Origin of the sequence: Fibrobacter sp. UWB12, assembly GCF_900142485.1 — a bacterium.
Classification (GTDB): Bacteria; Fibrobacterota; Fibrobacteria; order Fibrobacterales; family Fibrobacteraceae; genus Fibrobacter.
This window is the reverse complement of sequence record NZ_FRAZ01000001.1, coordinates 138,767-154,981: the sequence shown is the minus strand read 5'-3', so window position 1 is coordinate 154,981 and position 16,215 is coordinate 138,767. Positions and strand designations below refer to the sequence as shown.

13 protein-coding genes are annotated in these 16,215 nt (G+C 48.8%); 5 read left to right on the top strand and 8 right to left on the bottom strand.

Annotated elements, in window-relative coordinates; genetic code table 11:
- Window positions 1-128 precede the first annotated feature (128 nt).
- From BUA34_RS00605 to BUA34_RS00570, 8 genes are all read right to left on the bottom strand, one after another.
- The gene (locus BUA34_RS00605) at window positions 129-836 is read right to left on the bottom strand and encodes a hypothetical protein (RefSeq protein ID WP_072826815.1); all 708 of its coding nucleotides are present in this window, start codon (window positions 834-836) and stop codon (window positions 129-131) included.
- Window positions 836-2,371, bottom strand: a complete 1,536-nt coding sequence (locus BUA34_RS00600) for a DUF5683 domain-containing protein (protein ID WP_072826814.1) — start codon at window positions 2,369-2,371, stop codon at window positions 836-838. The genes BUA34_RS00605 and BUA34_RS00600 overlap by 1 nt, the downstream gene beginning before the upstream one ends.
- 88 nt (window positions 2,372-2,459) lie before the next feature.
- Complete coding sequence (locus tag BUA34_RS00595; protein WP_072826813.1) at window positions 2,460-5,357, bottom strand: MBG domain-containing protein; 2,898 nt, start codon at window positions 5,355-5,357, stop codon at window positions 2,460-2,462.
- A gap of 237 nt (window positions 5,358-5,594) precedes the next feature.
- Window positions 5,595-6,041 (bottom strand): 50S ribosomal protein L9, encoded by a 447-nt coding sequence (rplI, locus tag BUA34_RS00590; RefSeq protein ID WP_012820326.1) that lies wholly within the window; start codon window positions 6,039-6,041, stop codon window positions 5,595-5,597.
- 16 nt (window positions 6,042-6,057) lie between these two features.
- Window positions 6,058-6,309, bottom strand: coding sequence for a 30S ribosomal protein S18 (rpsR, locus tag BUA34_RS00585; RefSeq protein WP_012820327.1), 252 nt, complete (start codon window positions 6,307-6,309; stop codon window positions 6,058-6,060).
- On the bottom strand, window positions 6,309-6,680 hold the full coding sequence (gene rpsF, locus BUA34_RS00580; RefSeq protein WP_072826812.1) for a 30S ribosomal protein S6: 372 nt from the start codon (window positions 6,678-6,680) through the stop codon (window positions 6,309-6,311). Before rpsF ends, rpsR begins: the two co-directional genes overlap by 1 nt.
- A gap of 145 nt (window positions 6,681-6,825) precedes the next feature.
- Window positions 6,826-7,851: a hypothetical protein gene (locus BUA34_RS00575; protein WP_072826811.1), complete on the bottom strand. Its 1,026-nt coding sequence runs from the start codon at window positions 7,849-7,851 to the stop codon at window positions 6,826-6,828.
- A 172-nt stretch (window positions 7,852-8,023) separates the two neighbouring features.
- Window positions 8,024-9,019, bottom strand: a complete 996-nt coding sequence (locus tag BUA34_RS00570) for a tryptophan--tRNA ligase (RefSeq protein ID WP_072826810.1) — start codon at window positions 9,017-9,019, stop codon at window positions 8,024-8,026.
- Window positions 9,020-9,169: 150 nt separating this feature from the next.
- Here BUA34_RS00570 and BUA34_RS00565 point away from each other — a divergent pair, with 150 nt between their 5' ends.
- From BUA34_RS00565 to BUA34_RS00545, 5 genes are all read left to right on the top strand, one after another.
- Window positions 9,170-10,306, top strand: coding sequence for a ribonuclease D (locus BUA34_RS00565; protein ID WP_254794256.1), 1,137 nt, complete (start codon window positions 9,170-9,172; stop codon window positions 10,304-10,306).
- Window positions 10,307-10,315: 9 nt separating this feature from the next.
- Window positions 10,316-10,900 (top strand): 5-formyltetrahydrofolate cyclo-ligase, encoded by a 585-nt coding sequence (locus BUA34_RS00560; protein WP_072826808.1) that lies wholly within the window; start codon window positions 10,316-10,318, stop codon window positions 10,898-10,900.
- Between the two features lie 95 nt (window positions 10,901-10,995).
- Window positions 10,996-12,099 (top strand): TrmH family RNA methyltransferase, encoded by a 1,104-nt coding sequence (locus BUA34_RS00555; RefSeq protein ID WP_072826807.1) that lies wholly within the window; start codon window positions 10,996-10,998, stop codon window positions 12,097-12,099.
- 153 nt (window positions 12,100-12,252) lie between these two features.
- Window positions 12,253-14,097 carry a CotH kinase family protein gene (locus tag BUA34_RS00550; protein WP_072826806.1) on the top strand — a complete coding sequence of 615 codons (1,845 nt, stop codon included), beginning with the start codon at window positions 12,253-12,255 and terminating at the stop codon, window positions 14,095-14,097.
- A 189-nt stretch (window positions 14,098-14,286) separates the two neighbouring features.
- Window positions 14,287-16,137, top strand: coding sequence for a CotH kinase family protein (locus BUA34_RS00545; protein WP_083579692.1), 1,851 nt, complete (start codon window positions 14,287-14,289; stop codon window positions 16,135-16,137).
- Window positions 16,138-16,215 lie beyond the last annotated feature (78 nt).

Below are 16,215 nucleotides of genomic sequence, written 5' to 3'. Positions count from 1 at the left end.
AGTTAGCGGCAGCGCCGCAGTTGGTAGAACTTAGTTGGCAGAACTTAGAATTCAGTATTTAGATGATTAACGCTGTAAAAAAGTTGCATAAAAAAGGAGATTCCCGCACTGAGGCGGGAATGACAAATTTAAAACTTCACATTCATGAAGAGCGCTCCGCCGTCCTGATAAAATTCAGGTTCGAACTGCACTCGGCTGGAGAACGACTTGGTCGAAGTCGCACGGTAAATACGCACTGCATCGAGCATAGAAACCACACGATTCAAAATCAACGCACCCACAGAAACCTGGAACACAATACGGCTTACACGATAATGACGCATGCGACTTTTAAATTCTTCGATATGCTCAGTCGATTCCGGATTGTCGGAGCTCCCCCAATCCCACTGGATATCATTTGAAAATTCCTCGTCGACTTTTTTACCCGAGCGGATCATCGCCTGGTTGTAATCCTCGTTCATGTCCGGCGAAGAATTCTGACCAAATACGCCAGAACGGCTACGATAGGAACCGACCGTGTTAAGGAGCGATACATTCTTGTTGCCCGTCAACCCGGCATGACGAACGGCGTAATTATGGGCAGACGTCACATAGCGGTCCCCAACCACGTAAGAACCGATAGCGGTTACCCACAAGGCAAGATCCGTCCAAACGAACGGACGCACAAATTTCTGTTCGCCCAAGTAAAGTTCGCCCATGCCCGGCAAAAGCGCCGAAGCGCCGACCGCCAAGAACACGTTCTTATCACTGTTCTTGTAAACGTTTTGGTCAACGCTCACCACAATCTGCGAGAACGCAGCGACTGACGCAAGCAGTATGGCAAGAATAATGCGCATTAGAATCCCCAGTTTGCACGGACAGACCAACCGAAGGAATCCTTGAACGACACGCCGCTATCGAAATGCAAGCGATCGTACCAAGAAACATCTTCTTCATAGAGGACCTTGTTATGCGCATTTGCAGTAAGGGCTGCATCAACTGCAGAGACGATATGGTTCAAGATGAGGCCACCAATGAACCACACCTGCATGTCAGCGTAATCGTTGGCATCGCGGCGCATGGAGCGGTACTTGTTCAAACGTTCGGATTCACCCAGCGAAACCACTTCAGAATTTTCATCTTCGAGATTAAGATTATCGATTACAGTTCCACCATCCTTAACGTCATCCCAACCGCGCACATAAACACCTTCCGAAATCAGCTGGAACAATTCAGATTCGTTGGCAAAAGATTTTTTGAAATCGCCCATTTCGTCAGCAAGCTTTTTGTTCTTGTCATTAAACTTGTTGTAGTGCTGTTCATCGCCAGCAAACAATTCAGTTTCTTGATAGCACTTGGCCGTGGAAGCATCGCCATAAATAGATTCGCAGAACGACTTGCGAGAGCCCATATAGCGGCTACGGAAGGTCGAAGGATAAAGCGAGCCACCGGCATTGTAAAGATCACGCATAGCGCGTTCATAACGGCCAATCGAATAATGTTCCTTTGCGAACTTCTTGTACTTATCGACCTGCTGATTGTACTTGTAAATGGAGAAGTAGCCCCAGCCACTCCACATGAATACTTCCAAAGCGATGTAGACGCCACCGCGAACATAAGTCGAAGTATTGCCGCCCACATACATTTGGCCTGCACCCGGCACTAAAAGCGAAAGGAACAAAGCCTTACGCGGGTTCTTGTAGCGGCCCTTCATTTCGTCAATGCCATTAACCTTGGACACCTTTACCGGTCCAAGCAATTCACGACGGCTCATGCTGTTAGACGAAGCCGCGACAGAGCTGCTGCTCAAGTTTGTAAGCCCGGCGGCCTGAGCCTGTGCTAAAGAGTCTGCCTTTCGGGTAGAATCGGCAATAGCACGTACCCTTTCGGCTTCTGCAATAGCGGCCTCGCGCATTAGGGAATCGCGTGCAGCAGAATCAAGAACAGATGTATCGACAGCCGTTACAGCCGGAGTAACATCAACAGCCGAAGACATCGCCTCTGCAACAGAAGAACTCGAGACGACAACCTCCACAGACGAAGAACTTATGGCCGCAGAACTTACCGGGACGTTCACAATTACAGAAGAAGAGCTCACCTGAACCGCTGAACTCAACGGCGCAACAGAGGAACTCGAAACAGCGACGCTGCTCGAAGACTTAGCCTTGGACTTTTTGGAAGCGGAACTAGCCGGAGCCTTGGCAGAAGAACTTACCGGAACAACCGCAGCAGAACTTGCAGGGGCCGCGGGAGCTTTTGCTTCTGGAGCGGCGGGAGTAGCCGGAGCACCAGCTTCTTGTTCAAATTCAGCGAATAGGTCTCGGACCTGGGCGAAAGAGACCTGGGCGAGAGACAGACCTAAAAATAAGGGTAAAAGAGCAAACTTGCGCATATGCTTCTAAAATAGCAAAAAATGTTGTCAAAATTAAAAGCCTCGGACACAAATCCGAGACTTTCATCAACAAAAGTTGCGTTTAAAGTTATTTGACGCGAACGCGTTGTGCCGATGTTCCGATGCGAACCATGTAAATGCCTGTATTCGGAACCGGGATTTCAAAGTTCGAGGATTCGACAACGCCCTTACGGACAACTCTACCTTGCAGGTCGAGAACAGCAAACTGCTTACCCACAGTAGAACCGCTAACCTGAATGCTACGGTTACCCGCAGAAATTCCGAAAGCCTTGACACCCTTGACGCCAGCAATCGAAGTTTCCTGATCGGTGATCTTGAACGAACCATCAATAGTCACAACAAAATTGACATTTTCAAAGTTCGGCGAAATATTGACAAAGTCCGAAGCAACAAGGCCCATGGGGTAATCGCCAAGTTCCTTTTCGGTCATGGTCATTTCACCCTTATAGCTCACAAATTCCTTCTTGTAAGCGAACTCTTCGGGCAACCACGGTTCACCAGGAATACGCATCGGGCTTACATCAAAGCTCTTATTAACTGTAATTTCTTCGCCATCATTATACTTGGCTACAATGTTTTCTCCATAAATTGCCACAGTGATTCTCTGAGTGCATGGCTTAATCGTAAATTCACCCTGACGGATTTTCACGCTGTAATTCTTGCTCGGTTCTTCCTTGGCGAATGTTGCAGAAATTGCATAAGTTTCATCATCCAGAAGCACGTTTTCACCTTCCTGACGCTTCAGCACAAGTTCCGGCAATTCATCGCCTTCAAGGAGACCTTCAACCTTATATGTATACTTTTCAGGATCGGCTTCGCTATAGAACTTAGACGTATCTTGAACGGTCACGGTCACAACCTTGGGCTTCACCGTAAGAGCATTTGTAACATACTTTGTTACGGTATAGTTACTGTTTGTCGGATTCTTCTGATCGAATGTCAAAGCATATTCACCGGCATCGAGGAGTCCCGACTTGTTGAGAGTCACGTGGATATTATCGAGTTCATCACCTTCCAAAAGGCTGTCTGCAAACCACGTGAATGCAGCAGGAATTTCATCACCGTAGGTAATTGTATCAGCCTTAGCGGTAACCACCAATGCTCTCGGGTCGATTTGCAATGCGCCATCCGTAATATTGAAAGTCACATTGGTATAGTTGACAGAAGTATTCTTGAATGCGCTTGCAGAAAGGCCCATCGTGTACTTGCCGACATCCTTTCCAGAAACTACAGAATCACCGGTATATTCAACAAACTTGAGGGAGTAAGCTTCGCTATTGGCAGAGATGTCAAAGCCCTTCACAGTATGTTCTTTACCATCATATTGAAGCAATTCGGTATGGCCCTTAACAGTTACCACAATCTTGTCGTTGTTAGCAGTAATGGTAAGTTTGCCATCTTCGGTACTTACAACATAATTCGGATTTGATTTTTCATCGACGCTTGCTGTAATAGCGTATTCGCCAGCATCTTCGCCAGCTTCGCGCATCAAGGCAACACCCTTCAGTTCATCTTCTACACCACCAAGCGTTACAATACCGTCAACTGTGTAAGCCAGTTCGGGATCCTTTTCACCAAACTTTTTGGTAATGTTCGTTACCTTCAGAGTAACGTCCTTCTTCGTAATGGTAAGGTAACCGGGCACGACTGTCAACGTGTAGTTCGAATTAGAACCTTCTGCGAAATCAACGCTAACCTTGTATTTGCCGACATCTTCACCTTCAGCACGAGTTAGAGTTGCACCACTAAGGCTTTCACCCTTGACAAGACCATCTGCAGTGAAGGTGAACTTCGGGTCCTTGTCGCCATAAGTTTTTTCAGCTTCGTCAACATTGACCGTGACAGCCTTCTTTTTAACAGTGAGCGTACCGCTCTTTGTCGTCACCTTGTAGTTCGGATTCGACTTGACATTCACGCTTGCAGAGATTGCATACTCGCCAACACTTTCAAGGTCAGTAGAAGAGCACTTTGCACATGTAAGCGAAACATCCTTCAGTTCGTCCGTACCGACAAGACCTGTAGCCTTGTATGTAAATGCAGGAGTTGCTTCGCCATAAGTTTTCGAGACGTTATCCACGGTCACCGTGGCTGCAGCAGGCTGAACAACAAACGTTCCAGAAACAGCATAGATGTAGTAATCGGCCGTTTCTTTACAGTAAGCCGGTTCGCAGCCTGTAATTTTAGGCGGCTTATCGCTATACTCTGTACCATCAATGCTAACGCTAATCTTGTAGCTGCCAGCATTTTCACCTTCAGCGCGAGCCAAAGTAATCTTGCCTAACTTTTCATAATCAGCTGCGGTGATGTTACCAACAATATCGTATTTGAAATCCTTCGGATCACTTTCACCATAGACTTTTGCTGTACTCGTGACAACAATGTTAATCTTGGTCTTGATAATGACCATAGACGCAGGATCGATAAGGAAATCGTAATTGGGGAAAAGTTCGGTCAAATTTACAGACGGATCTTTGGAAATTTTAAACTTGGCTCCGACTTCTTCTTCACCTTCGGCGACAACCAATTTCAAATTTTTATTCAAAGCCGAAGTGAAATTATCCAAAGTATCGGCATTAAGCGTGCTCATTTCACTATCTTCACCGATAGTCCAAGTCAGGTCTGGAGTTTTACCACCCAGTTCTTTTTCTACATCGTCAATGACAATATGGACGCCTTTAGGAGTAATTTCAAAGGTCTTCGTGGCAACATCGCCATTACTCAAAGTCACGGTTACGGAACCAGCATCAGAACCGGCATTTATATTTTTACCGTAAGTAATTTTGGTAAAGTCGGACTCAAAAAACTCATCGTTACCGCATATAACCTTTTTAACGGTCGGCTTCACCTGGTTACCGGTGAACTCCAAATTATTAGTCGATATGTTGACTGTACAGGTACCCGCGGCAAATGCACTAGAGAATGCTGCCGACATAGCAAAAGCTAGCATTGCAATTTTTTTCATCATAAACCACTCTCTTTTAATCAAACCCTATACAAAATATAATTTTTTACTTACGTTTTCAACTGTCAACATCGTCAAAACGTTGTAAAATGGTGCAATAACGACAAAAAACCGCCCCTTTTGAGGAGCGGCCTTCAAACTTTAAGTGGGTTGAGAATTACTTTTGGGTGCTACGCACCCGTCCGTAACTGCACCTCGGTCATAAGTTCAAACTAGTTTGAACTTGCGACTCTCGGTTTGTTACTTCTCAGCAACCACCCAAACCTTGACCTGTGCTTCAACGTCGCTGAAGACCTTGACAGTCACGGTGTAAACACCGAGCTGCTTGATCGGTTCAGCAAGGTCGATCTGAGCACGGGAAACCTTAACACCAGCCTTGGTGATTGCTTCAGCGATGTCACCTGCGGTCACAGAACCGTAGAGACGTTCGCCTTCAACAACGCGGCGTTCGAGGTTGACAGAAACCTGTGCGAGCTTTGCAGCCACGTCACCAGCAGCAGCGAGTTCCTTCTGGAACTGAGCTTCAACAGCAGCGCGGTTGTTTTCGATTTCAAGCTTGGCTTCCTTAGTTGCGCGAACAGCGAGCTTACGCGGGAAGAGGTAGTTACGTGCGTAACCATCCTTAACCTTCACGACGTCGAGCATCTTGCCCAAGTGGGGGACATTAGCCTTAAGAATAATTTCCATAGTCTAGTTCCTCCTATTAGCGCATGCTGTCCGAAACGAACGGGAGAATAGCCATCTGACGGGCACGCTTGATAGCTTCGTTCAGCATACGCTGATACTTAGCGGAAGTGCCAGAAATGCGGCGCGGAATGATCTTGCCACGTTCAGAGATAAAGCGACGAAGAGTCTTTTCGTCCTTGTAGTCAATGAACTTGACGTTGTTCTCAGTGAACCAGCAAGTTTTCTTGCGGCGAATACGAGTAGCCTGCTTCTTATCTTCAAAAGCCATTATTCAGCCTCCCCTTCTTCTGCGTCAACCGGGATGATTTCTTCGGTGGACTGTGTCTGAGTCTGATCATAAACGATTTCGCTCATCGGATAATCAGCGAGGGTCATCCAACGGAGAACGTTTTCATTCAGCTTGAGAGCGGCTTCCATAGCAGCGACCGTTGCAGCTTCTGCCTTGTAGTAGAAGATGACATAGTAGCCGTGCTGGCGCTTGTTGATTGTGTATGCGAGCTTACGCTTGCCCCAGTCGTCACGGCGGAGAATTTCGCCGTTGCCGCTGGTGATGTTCTTGCCGATGGTCTCGACTTCAGCCTTGATAGCGTCGTCAGAGATCATAGCGTCGATGATCACCATCGTTTCGTATTGTCTCATAATGAGTCCCTTTGGTCTATCGCCCAGGTACCACCATTGGCCCTGGGAGGGTTCCGATTAAATCGGTGTGCCTAATATAGAAAAAAGGATTTTTTATGTCAAACCTCGGGAGGCAGTCGAGTTAGGAATTAGGAGTTAGTATGCTTTAAATGCCGAACTGGAGACCGATAAATCCGGCTACAGCCCATTCCTTAACGCCACGGTTGAAATAGCGCTGGAAAATCATTTCAAAAGAAACCCACGTAGAACGGAGGTTTTTGCCCGCCCAAGGCCATGCCTCACGCAAGTTAAAAGCAACGCCAGGACTGAACGACACCAGTTGCGCCCATGATAAGTTGAACTCATAAGAAGCAGCTGCGCTAAGTCCCAAATAACGGAAAATGACAAGCCCCATGCCAGCTTCTACACCAAAAGTGAAGCCGTCGAGCGAAAACATTTTTTCGCAGTTCTTTTCGATTTGCAAAGAATCAGAGTCATCGTCGCTAGAAGATTCGCCATCAGACGATTCATCTTTTTTTACCCCATCACGAAGCTCGTTTCTGAATTCCGACAAATCGGTCGTTTCCAATCCAAGCATTGGAGAAATATAAAAGTCCGCACCTGTAAAGCCCCGATGGAAACGGACGTTCAATCGATAGCGCTGGTACATGAGCATGACGTCGCGATCCAGCGTTCCACCAAAGAACCTGACATCAAAACCACCCGTGATGTATTCCTTGTAGTGGTATTCCAATTGACCTTGCCACACGCCCAAACAATCGCAATCCTTGGAAGCATTGAAAAGGCCGGCACCGATACCCACAGAAAGCCCTTGACCTAGAAACGCAGACTGGTGCGGCAAGGGGACATTACATTCTTCCTTAGCAACAGGCGTTGTCTTTTCAGGCATAACAACATAAACAGTATCAACGACAGTATCACGAACAACGTCATCTTTTTCCGGTTCAGCTATGGTTTCGTAATTTGAAGAAACCGAAGTTGTTGAGATAGGCGTTGCCTGCTTTGACTTATCCACGGACTTTGATTTGTCCACGGACTTCGGTGCAGTCTTTTTTTCGACAACAGTGGTTTTCTCTTTTTTTGTCTGCGAGCGCGAACGGGCAGAACCGGAGCTTTTAGCTTCGGCATAGACGTTCAGAATCAGCAATAGGACTAAAAAAAGAATTCGCACGCTTGTAATTTAATAAAATCAATTGAAAAACGCAAAAGCTCCCGGCGGAAAAGCCAAGAGCCTTGCAAAATGATTTTTTAGAAACCGAGCGGTCTTTTCCATCAGCTTCGGCATCTGGAAAAGGAGGGTCTTAGGGAGGGCGGAGCCTTCCCTAGTCGCAAGGAACTTACGTTTAGTAAGTTCCTAACAGATGACGCACGCGGTCCATCATGACCTTGGCCTTGGCGCGGGCGCGTTCCTTACCGTAAGCGAGAATCTTTTCGATTTCGTCGGTATGGTCGAGCAAGTAGAAGTACTTTTCGCGAGCGGCACCGAGATGTTCTTCGAGGACGTTCTGGAGTTCCTGCTTGGCATGCCCCCAGCCCATGCCGCCGGCGCGGTAGCGTGCTGCGAGAGCTTCGGTCTGTTCCGGCGTTGCAAAGAGTTTGTACAACTTAAACACGTTGCAAGTATCCGGATCCTTCGGTTCTTCGATGCTCTGGGAGTTCGTCACAATCTTGCCGAGACGCTTCTTGAGTGCCTTCGGTTCGAGGAAGATGTCGATGTAGTTGTCGTAGGACTTGCTCATCTTGCGACCATCGAGACCCGGGATAACACCAGTCGATTCCTGGAAAACCGGTTCCGGAATGGTGAACACGTCTTCGCCAAAATGCTTGTTGAACTTGATGGCGATATCGCGAGCAAATTCGACGTGCTGCTTTTGGTCCTTGCCCACCGGCACGATGTCGGCGCTGAACATGAGGATGTCGGCATCCATGAGGCAAGGGTAGCAGTAAAGACCCATGTTCACGTTGGAATCCACATCAACACCAGCAGCGGTGTTGGCTTCGACCTTGGCCTTGTAGGCATGGGCGCGGTTCATAAAGCCCTTCGGCGTAAAGCAGCTGAGAGCCCAGCTGAGTTCAAAGATTTCAGGAATATCGCTCTGCTTATAGAACAGGGATTCTTCCGGGTTGAGACCGAGAGCGAGCCAAGTGGCCGCGACCTTGTAGATATTCGCACGCATTTCGGCGCCGTTCTGCACAGTCGTCAAAGCGTGATAGTCCGCAATGAAATAGACCGTGTCGTAAGTCTTTGTAAGTTCAAGAGCCGGGCGGATAGCGCCCACATAGTTGCCGAGATGGGGTGTGCCCGTCGGCTTGATACCGGTAAGTGAAATCTTTTTCATGGGGTGCAATTTAGGAAATTTTCACTGTGCGTTACAGCACACTTGCGCGGGGAAAGTGCTGTGTTGGGGTAAATTCGGGGGAAAAATAGCGCGCTATCGAATTCTTTTATTACATTTCTTTTCCAAATGATAAAAGACGAGAAATACATATTGGTAGATAGCGAAGAATCGCTCGCAGCTTTGCTTGCGGATTTGGAGCAATACGACATGGCCGCTGTCGACACCGAAGCGGATTCCATGTACCATTACACGGCTCGTCTCTGCCTCATCCAGATTACTATTGGCGAACACCATTATATTGTGGACCCGCTTTGTGGGCTGGATCTTGCACCGCTTTTTAAGGCACGTGCAATGCAGACACTGATTTTCCATGGTGCAGATTACGACCTTAGGCTCCTGTGGCAGACTTACGGTTTTTCACCGAAGAGCATTTTCGATACAATGCTTGCCGCAAAGATTTTGGGAGAACAGCACCTCGGGCTTGCCGATTTGGTCAAGGAATATTTTGGCGACGAGCTTAAGAAGGAAAACCAAAGAGCCGACTGGACGATTCGACCGCTTTCGTTGGACATGTGCGAATACGCTATCCACGACACGTTCTACCTTCATGAACTTTGTGCTATCTTAGCTGAAAAATTGCAACAAGCCGGACGCATGTGCTGGCTCACGGAACAGTGCAACGCACTCATTGAACACGCAAAAGCACCGAATGCTCCGAAAAAAGATCCTTGGCGCATTACAGGTTCTAGCATTTACGGGCCATGCGCACTGAACATTCTCAAACATTTGTGGGAATGGCGTGAAAAGCAGGCCGAAGAACTCGACCGTCCGCCTTACAAGGTAATGCAGTCCGAACTGATGCTTGCGATTGTCAACGCCCAGAACTCGCATTTCCCGGATGTCGACGAAACGTACCTGCCGAAACTCCCCCGCAATTTTAAGGGAGATCGTCTGGAATCGTTCCTCAACATGCTCCGCGAAGCTGTAGCCGTCCCTGAATGTGACTGGCCCATGCGACTTCCCAAGGCACCACCACCGCCGGTCATTCCACATTCCGATTTGCTCAGCGCTCTCAAAACTTGGCGCGATGAAAAGGCCGAGGAACTGAAAATCGATGCAGCGCTCCTTGCAAACAAGTCTCAATTGATTTGGCTTGCCGCTCCGGGAAACATTCCTTGGCAGACACGCTACGAAGAAGCGCACCTGATGCACTGGCAGCAGAATGTCTGGAACGAAATTCTGCGCGATAAGTTGCCCACGGCAAAGCGCATTGGCGAAGAAGAATAAAGGTTTTATATGGCAGCGTCCATAGTAATTGTAATCCTCGTGTTGCTGATTTTCGGCAGCAGTCCTATTGTCGAAATGATTTTGAAAATGCGCCGCATGAAAAAGGGCGATGACATTATCAAGGAACCGTGGCAAGAAATCCACGACATTCCGGGCTACCACGATGCAAGGAACATTGCCGCGTTCTACCCGCTCAAAGGCGAACCGAACATCATGCCCATCCTCGAAGAACTCGCCACCGAAGGCCGCTTGTTGCTCCCTAAATGCGAGGGTGAAGGTATTATGCACTTCTACAAGATTGCAAGCCTCAAAAAAGACTTGGTCAAGGGGCACTATGGTATTATGGAACCCCGCGAAGGCATCGAGAAGTTCGAAGGCGACATTCCAGTGTTCCTGGTCCCCGGTGTCAAGTTCAACTGGGACGGTAGCAGACAAGGTCATGGTAAGGGCTATTACGACCGGTTCCTCGCCAAATACCCCAATTCGTTCAAAGCAGGTATCATGACCCCGGCACAGCTTTCGAAGGAACCTCTTGAGCAAAAAGAAACCGACGTAAAGATGCACACGGTAATTGCCTGTAGAGAAAAGTACTAGCACGCAACAAGATGCGCGTATTCTAAATTTTTAATAGAGATGCCCGCTCAGCGGTGGGCATGACAATTTAAACCTTTTCATGGAGAATCCAGAAAATGAGTTTCAACAATGACGACAGCCGTCGCGGTTTTGGCAACGATCGCAAGCGCAACTTTGGCCGCTCCCCGCGCCCGAATTTCGATGAAAACAAGTTCAACCGCGAACACCCGGACGAAGAACCGGCAAACCGCCCGGAACGCCGTGGAGGCATCGGAAGCCAGGCACACCTCCGTCGCGACCGCGACAATTTCGCCAACCGTCCGAGCCGATTCGAAGAACGCGCAGAACGCCATAACTTGAACGACCGCCCCACCTTTGACGACCGTCGCGATTTCAACAGCGAGCGCCGCAGTTTTAATGAAAACCGCGCAGTTCCAGAAGGCGTCGTACCGGCAGTTGGCGATGCCGATGCAGCACCGCAAGTCGCAGTTGGAGGGATCAAGGAAGTTGAAGAACTTTTGAACAAGAATCCGTTGCAGGTCCACCGCGTGCTCTTTATGCACAAGTCCGGCAACCCGAAGCTCTATGAGCTCCAGAAGCTTGCCAAACGCGCCCATGTGCACGTTCAGCAGGTCGATTCCAAGATTCTCGATAGCTACGCCCGCCCGAACCACGGCGTTGTAGCCCTCATGAACGAGAAGGAACTCCTCAACTGGATGGATGTCCGCGAAGAATTCTTCAAGGCCCGTGATACCGGCGAAAAGAAACTTATCGCTGTTGCAACCAACATCGAAGACCCGCGTAACCTTGGCGCTTGCATCCGCAGTTCTCTTGCCCTGGGAGTCGACATTTTGCTCCTCCCCGCGAAGGGCATGTGCGGCATTACACCGAGCGTCGCCCGTACATCTGCAGGCGCCCTCGAAAAGCTCCGCATCTGCCGTCCGGACAATCTCGAAGGAGCCATTGGCGAACTCAAGATGGCCGGTTACCAGATTTTGGGACTCGATGCTGACACCGAAACAAACCTTGCTGGTTTCGACTTTGCAGACCACGTGGTGCTTGCCGTCGGTGGCGAAGACGTGGGCCTCCCCCCGTTCATCAAGAAGCAGTGCGACGCAGTGCTCCGCATCCCGATGAAGCCCGAAGCTCATTCATATAATGCATCAGTAGCCCTCTCACTCGGTCTTTACGAATACGCAAGATTGAGAATAAAAGCATAATTGCCGTTTTTATTCAAAAAGCGCCATTTTCCGTTGAAAATCCGCGTTGTAAAGTTGTAAACAAGAACAACGTGTAAACATAAATAAACGCACCCATTTCCTATGGGTGCATTTATTTTTATAGCTAGCAAAAAAAGGAATGTGGATTGTACTATGATTAAAAAACTCGCTTTGTCGTGTAGTTTTGCGGCGTGCCTTTCGCTCGCGCAAACCTACGATTTACCAATAGTATTCGTTGACACTAAAGGAAGATGCCTAGACAGCAAAGTCACAGAAAAAATTCCGGCTACCATGAAAGTATTGGACGGAAAGACGAATAACGTGGCTGATAGTGCCAAAGGAACACTTTACGATATTGGCATAAAAGTCCGTGGACAATCCTCGGCTTTATTTCCCAAGCCAGGTTACGGCGTGGAAGTACGTGACGAAAAGGGAGAAGGCAAGGATGTAAGCCTGTTCGGGCTGCCTCCTTCTGACGACTGGGTTTTCCATGGTCCGTATGTTGACAAGAGCTTGGTGCGTAACGCACTTGCACACTGGCTCTTTAGGCAGGCTGGCCATTACAGCCCGCGTAGCAAGCATTTCGACCTGTACATCAACGGGGTCTATCGCGGAGTCTATGTGCTTCTCGAAAAAATCAAGCGTGACAAATACCGCGTCAATGTAAGCAAGCTCAAAGAAACAGATATCAGCGGCGAAGAAGTGACTGGCGGCTATATTTGGGCTTTCGACAAAACGGGAACTAACACGGGTGGCGCAGGCAATGGTCCCATCGAAAAGGAAGGTTTCAGCACCTCCGACGGTTTGAATGTCATTTTGCACTATCCCAAGAAGGAAAACATCAAGAGTGAGCAGGAAGCCTACCTGAAAAAGTACTTGAACGATCTTGAAGGCCTGTTCAAGAACGGCAAGAACGGTCAGGGGTATGAAAAATACGTCGATATGACTTCTGCACTGGACTATGTGCTGCACGAAGAAGTGACCAACAACGCGGACTCCTATTGGTGCAGTTTCTTCTTGCACAAACCCAAGGACAAAACTGACTCGAACGGCGTCAAGACCGAAGGCAAAGTAACGCTCGGCCCGGCTTGGGATTTCAACCTCGCCATGAGCAACGGCTCCCAGCCCGAAAACGGCGGCGGCCAGGGCCAGGGCGGTTGGAACCAAGGCGGCGGCATGTGGGGCGGCGGCTTCGGCGGCGGCATGGGAGGCATGGGAGGCTTCTCCAGCTCAGGCAACGGATGGCAAATCGAAAACAGCATGAAAAGTGGCCAAGGCATGATGGGCAGCTCCTTGAAGGCTCCGAACTGGCTCCTTGGCATGTGGAAGGACAGCCACTACCAAAGCGAACTCAAAAAACGCTGGGCGGAACTTCGCAGCGGCGTGTGGCACACCAAGACCATGGACAAGTATCTGGATTCCATGAAGACGTACTTGAAGAGTGCCGCCGACAGAAACTTCAAACGCTGGCCGAACTTGGGTAAATCTAGCGGTCAGGGCGACAACGATCCAGAACCAATGAAATTCTGCAACCAAGGCGGTGGCGGCGGCGGCATGTGGAATATGAACATGCCCATGGGCGGCTACAATGCAACAACCTGGGACGGCGAATTCGAACATCTCCGCAAGAAGATGAAAGAAAGAATGGCCTGGATGGACCAGCAACTCGGATTTACCGAACCGGCCCAAGCCATCGTAACAGAACCGATTATCCATGAACCCGATTGGCAAAAGGAAGAAGAAGAAAAGCAAAAGCAAAAGGAAACAATACGAATAAGCAAATTAGGCAGACTATCACCGACAAACTACTTTGAGGTTAATGGCAACATGCTTGAAATTCAAACAGATATCGGTGGAACATTTGCCCTTATCGACCTGAACGGAGCTGTTCTGTACAAGACCCAAATCAAGACCGGGGTAACAACGGTGGAGATTCCGTCCAAGGCAAGGAACAAGCATTGGATAGCAACCCTTAACGGCAAGATGATGAACCGCTAACCAATCCGTAAATTGTGATTACAAAGAGCATCCCTAAACGGGATGCTTTTTTTGAGAAATATTGGCAAATTTCAGCCCATTTGAAAAATGTCAAACTCTCAACACTTTCATCGAGCAACACGCAATAAACATATCCCTCTATTGACAATTCATATAGATTACGATAAGGAGTATTTAAGGAGTATCCGCATGACAATCAAACCTAAAAAACTACTCTGCGCGCTAATCTACGCAATATCTGTGCCTTTGTTTGCACAGACTTATGACTTGCCCATTGTGTTCGTTGACACCAAGCAAAAATGCCTTGACAAAAATGTCACCGAAAAAATTCCCGCAACCATGAAGGTTCTTGACGGGAAAACGAACAACGTTGCAGACAGTGCCAAGGGCACTCTCTACGATATCGGCATCAAGGTCAGAGGACAGTCTTCCGCAATGTTCCCGAAGCCCGGCTACAGCGTTGAAGTTCGCGATGAAAAAGGCGAAGGCAAGGACGTCAGCATGTTCAACCTCCCGCCTGCAGACGACTGGGTATTCCATGGTCCTTATGTAGACAAGAGTTTATTACGTAACGCGCTCGCCTACTGGCTCTTTAGACAAGCAGGCCGTTACGCCCCGCGTACCAAGCACTTTGACCTTTACATCAACGGTGTGTACCGTGGCGTGTACGTGATGGTCGAAAAAATCAAACGCGGCAAGTACCGCGTCAACGTGAGCAAACTTAAAGAAACCGACATCGCAGGCGATAGCCTCACGGGCGGCTACATTTGGGCATTCGACAAGGTCGGCACCAACACGGGTGGCGGCGGTAGCAATAACCAAGGCGGTATTCAGGCCGAAGGTTTCAATACCTCCGATGGTTTGAACGTCATTATGCACTACCCCAAAAAAGCAAATCTCCAAAAGCAACAGGAAGAATACCTGAAAAAGTACTTGAACGATCTTGAAGGTTTGTTCAAGAATGGCGGTAGCGGAAAGGGCTACGACAAGTACGTCGACGTAGGCTCTGCTGTAGACTATGTTTTGCATCAGGAAGTGACGAACAACGCAGACTCCTACTGGTGCAGCTTCTTCTTGCACAAACCCAAGGACAAGGGAGGCAAGAACGGCAAGGAATTTAAAGAAGGCAAAGTCACTCTTGGCCCTCCGTGGGACTTCAACCTCGCTATGAGCAATGGTAGCCAGCCCGAAAATGGTGGTGGCCAAGGCGGCGGTGGCGGCGGCTGGGGCGGCGGCTTTGGCGGTGGATTCGGAGGCGGCTTTGGAAGCTCGGGTACAACCGGCTGGCAAATCGAAAATTCGAGCAAAGCTGGCGGCGGCATGATGGGCATGGGCGGAGGCTCCTTGAAGGCTCCGAACTGGCTCCTCAAAATGTGGAAGGACAACGATTACCAGAAGGAGCTGAAGCAACGTTGGGCAGAACTCCGCAGTGGCGTTTGGCACACCAAAACTTTGGATCTCTACCTCGATTCCATGAAGACGTACCTCAAGAACGCAGCCGACAGAAACTTCAAACGTTGGCCGAACTTGGGCAAATCAAGCGGTCAGAACGATGCGGACCCGCAGCCAATGAAATACTGCAACAGCAGCAGTGGCGGTGGCTTTGGCATGCCTATGGGTGGCTACAATGCAACCACTTGGGATGGCGAAGTGGAACATCTCCGCAAGAAGATGAAAGAAAGAATGCAGTGGATGGACCAACAGCTTGGTTTCAAGGAACCGGCACAGGCCATCGTCACGGAACCGATTATCCACGAACCTGACTGGCAAAATGACGAACAGGACAACGGCGATACGATTCCGATGAACATCCACATGGATGAGTGGAGCAGACTCTCTCCGACAAACTTCTTTGTTGTCATCGGCAATTACCTCGAAGTCAACACAGATATCGGTGGAACATTCGCCATTATCGATTTGAACGGTGCAGTTTTGTACAAGACACGAGTTGAAAAGGGAAAGACTACTTTGGAAGTTCCGGCCAAAGCAAGAGACAAACATTGGATTGCAACTCTTAATGGCAAGATGCTTTCAAGATAAACTTCTAATTGAATTCCTCACTTAATAGAAATGCCGGCTCACCAATGAGTCGGCATTTTCCTTTTTCTTAAAGGCGCG

Excerpts from the sequence above, each read along its gene's own strand:
- BUA34_RS00560 (WP_072826808.1), top strand. The coding sequence starts at position 10,316 with ATGGCAGCGTCCATAGTAATTGTAATCCTCGTGTTGCTGATTTTCGGC.
- BUA34_RS00600 (WP_072826814.1), bottom strand. The coding sequence starts at position 2,371 with ATGCGCAAGTTTGCTCTTTTACCCTTATTTTTAGGTCTGTCTCTCGCC.
- rpsR (WP_012820327.1), bottom strand. The coding sequence starts at position 6,309 with ATGGCTTTTGAAGATAAGAAGCAGGCTACTCGTATTCGCCGCAAGAAA.
- BUA34_RS00550 (WP_072826806.1), top strand. The coding sequence starts at position 12,253 with ATGATTAAAAAACTCGCTTTGTCGTGTAGTTTTGCGGCGTGCCTTTCG.
- rplI (WP_012820326.1), bottom strand. The coding sequence starts at position 6,041 with ATGGAAATTATTCTTAAGGCTAATGTCCCCCACTTGGGCAAGATGCTC.
- BUA34_RS00595 (WP_072826813.1), bottom strand. The coding sequence starts at position 5,357 with ATGATGAAAAAAATTGCAATGCTAGCTTTTGCTATGTCGGCAGCATTC.
- BUA34_RS00605 (WP_072826815.1), bottom strand. The coding sequence starts at position 836 with ATGCGCATTATTCTTGCCATACTGCTTGCGTCAGTCGCTGCGTTCTCG.
- BUA34_RS00570 (WP_072826810.1), bottom strand. The coding sequence starts at position 9,019 with ATGAAAAAGATTTCACTTACCGGTATCAAGCCGACGGGCACACCCCAT.
- BUA34_RS00545 (WP_083579692.1), top strand. The coding sequence starts at position 14,287 with ATGACAATCAAACCTAAAAAACTACTCTGCGCGCTAATCTACGCAATA.
- BUA34_RS00555 (WP_072826807.1), top strand. The coding sequence starts at position 10,996 with ATGAGTTTCAACAATGACGACAGCCGTCGCGGTTTTGGCAACGATCGC.
- rpsF (WP_072826812.1), bottom strand. The coding sequence starts at position 6,680 with ATGAGACAATACGAAACGATGGTGATCATCGACGCTATGATCTCTGAC.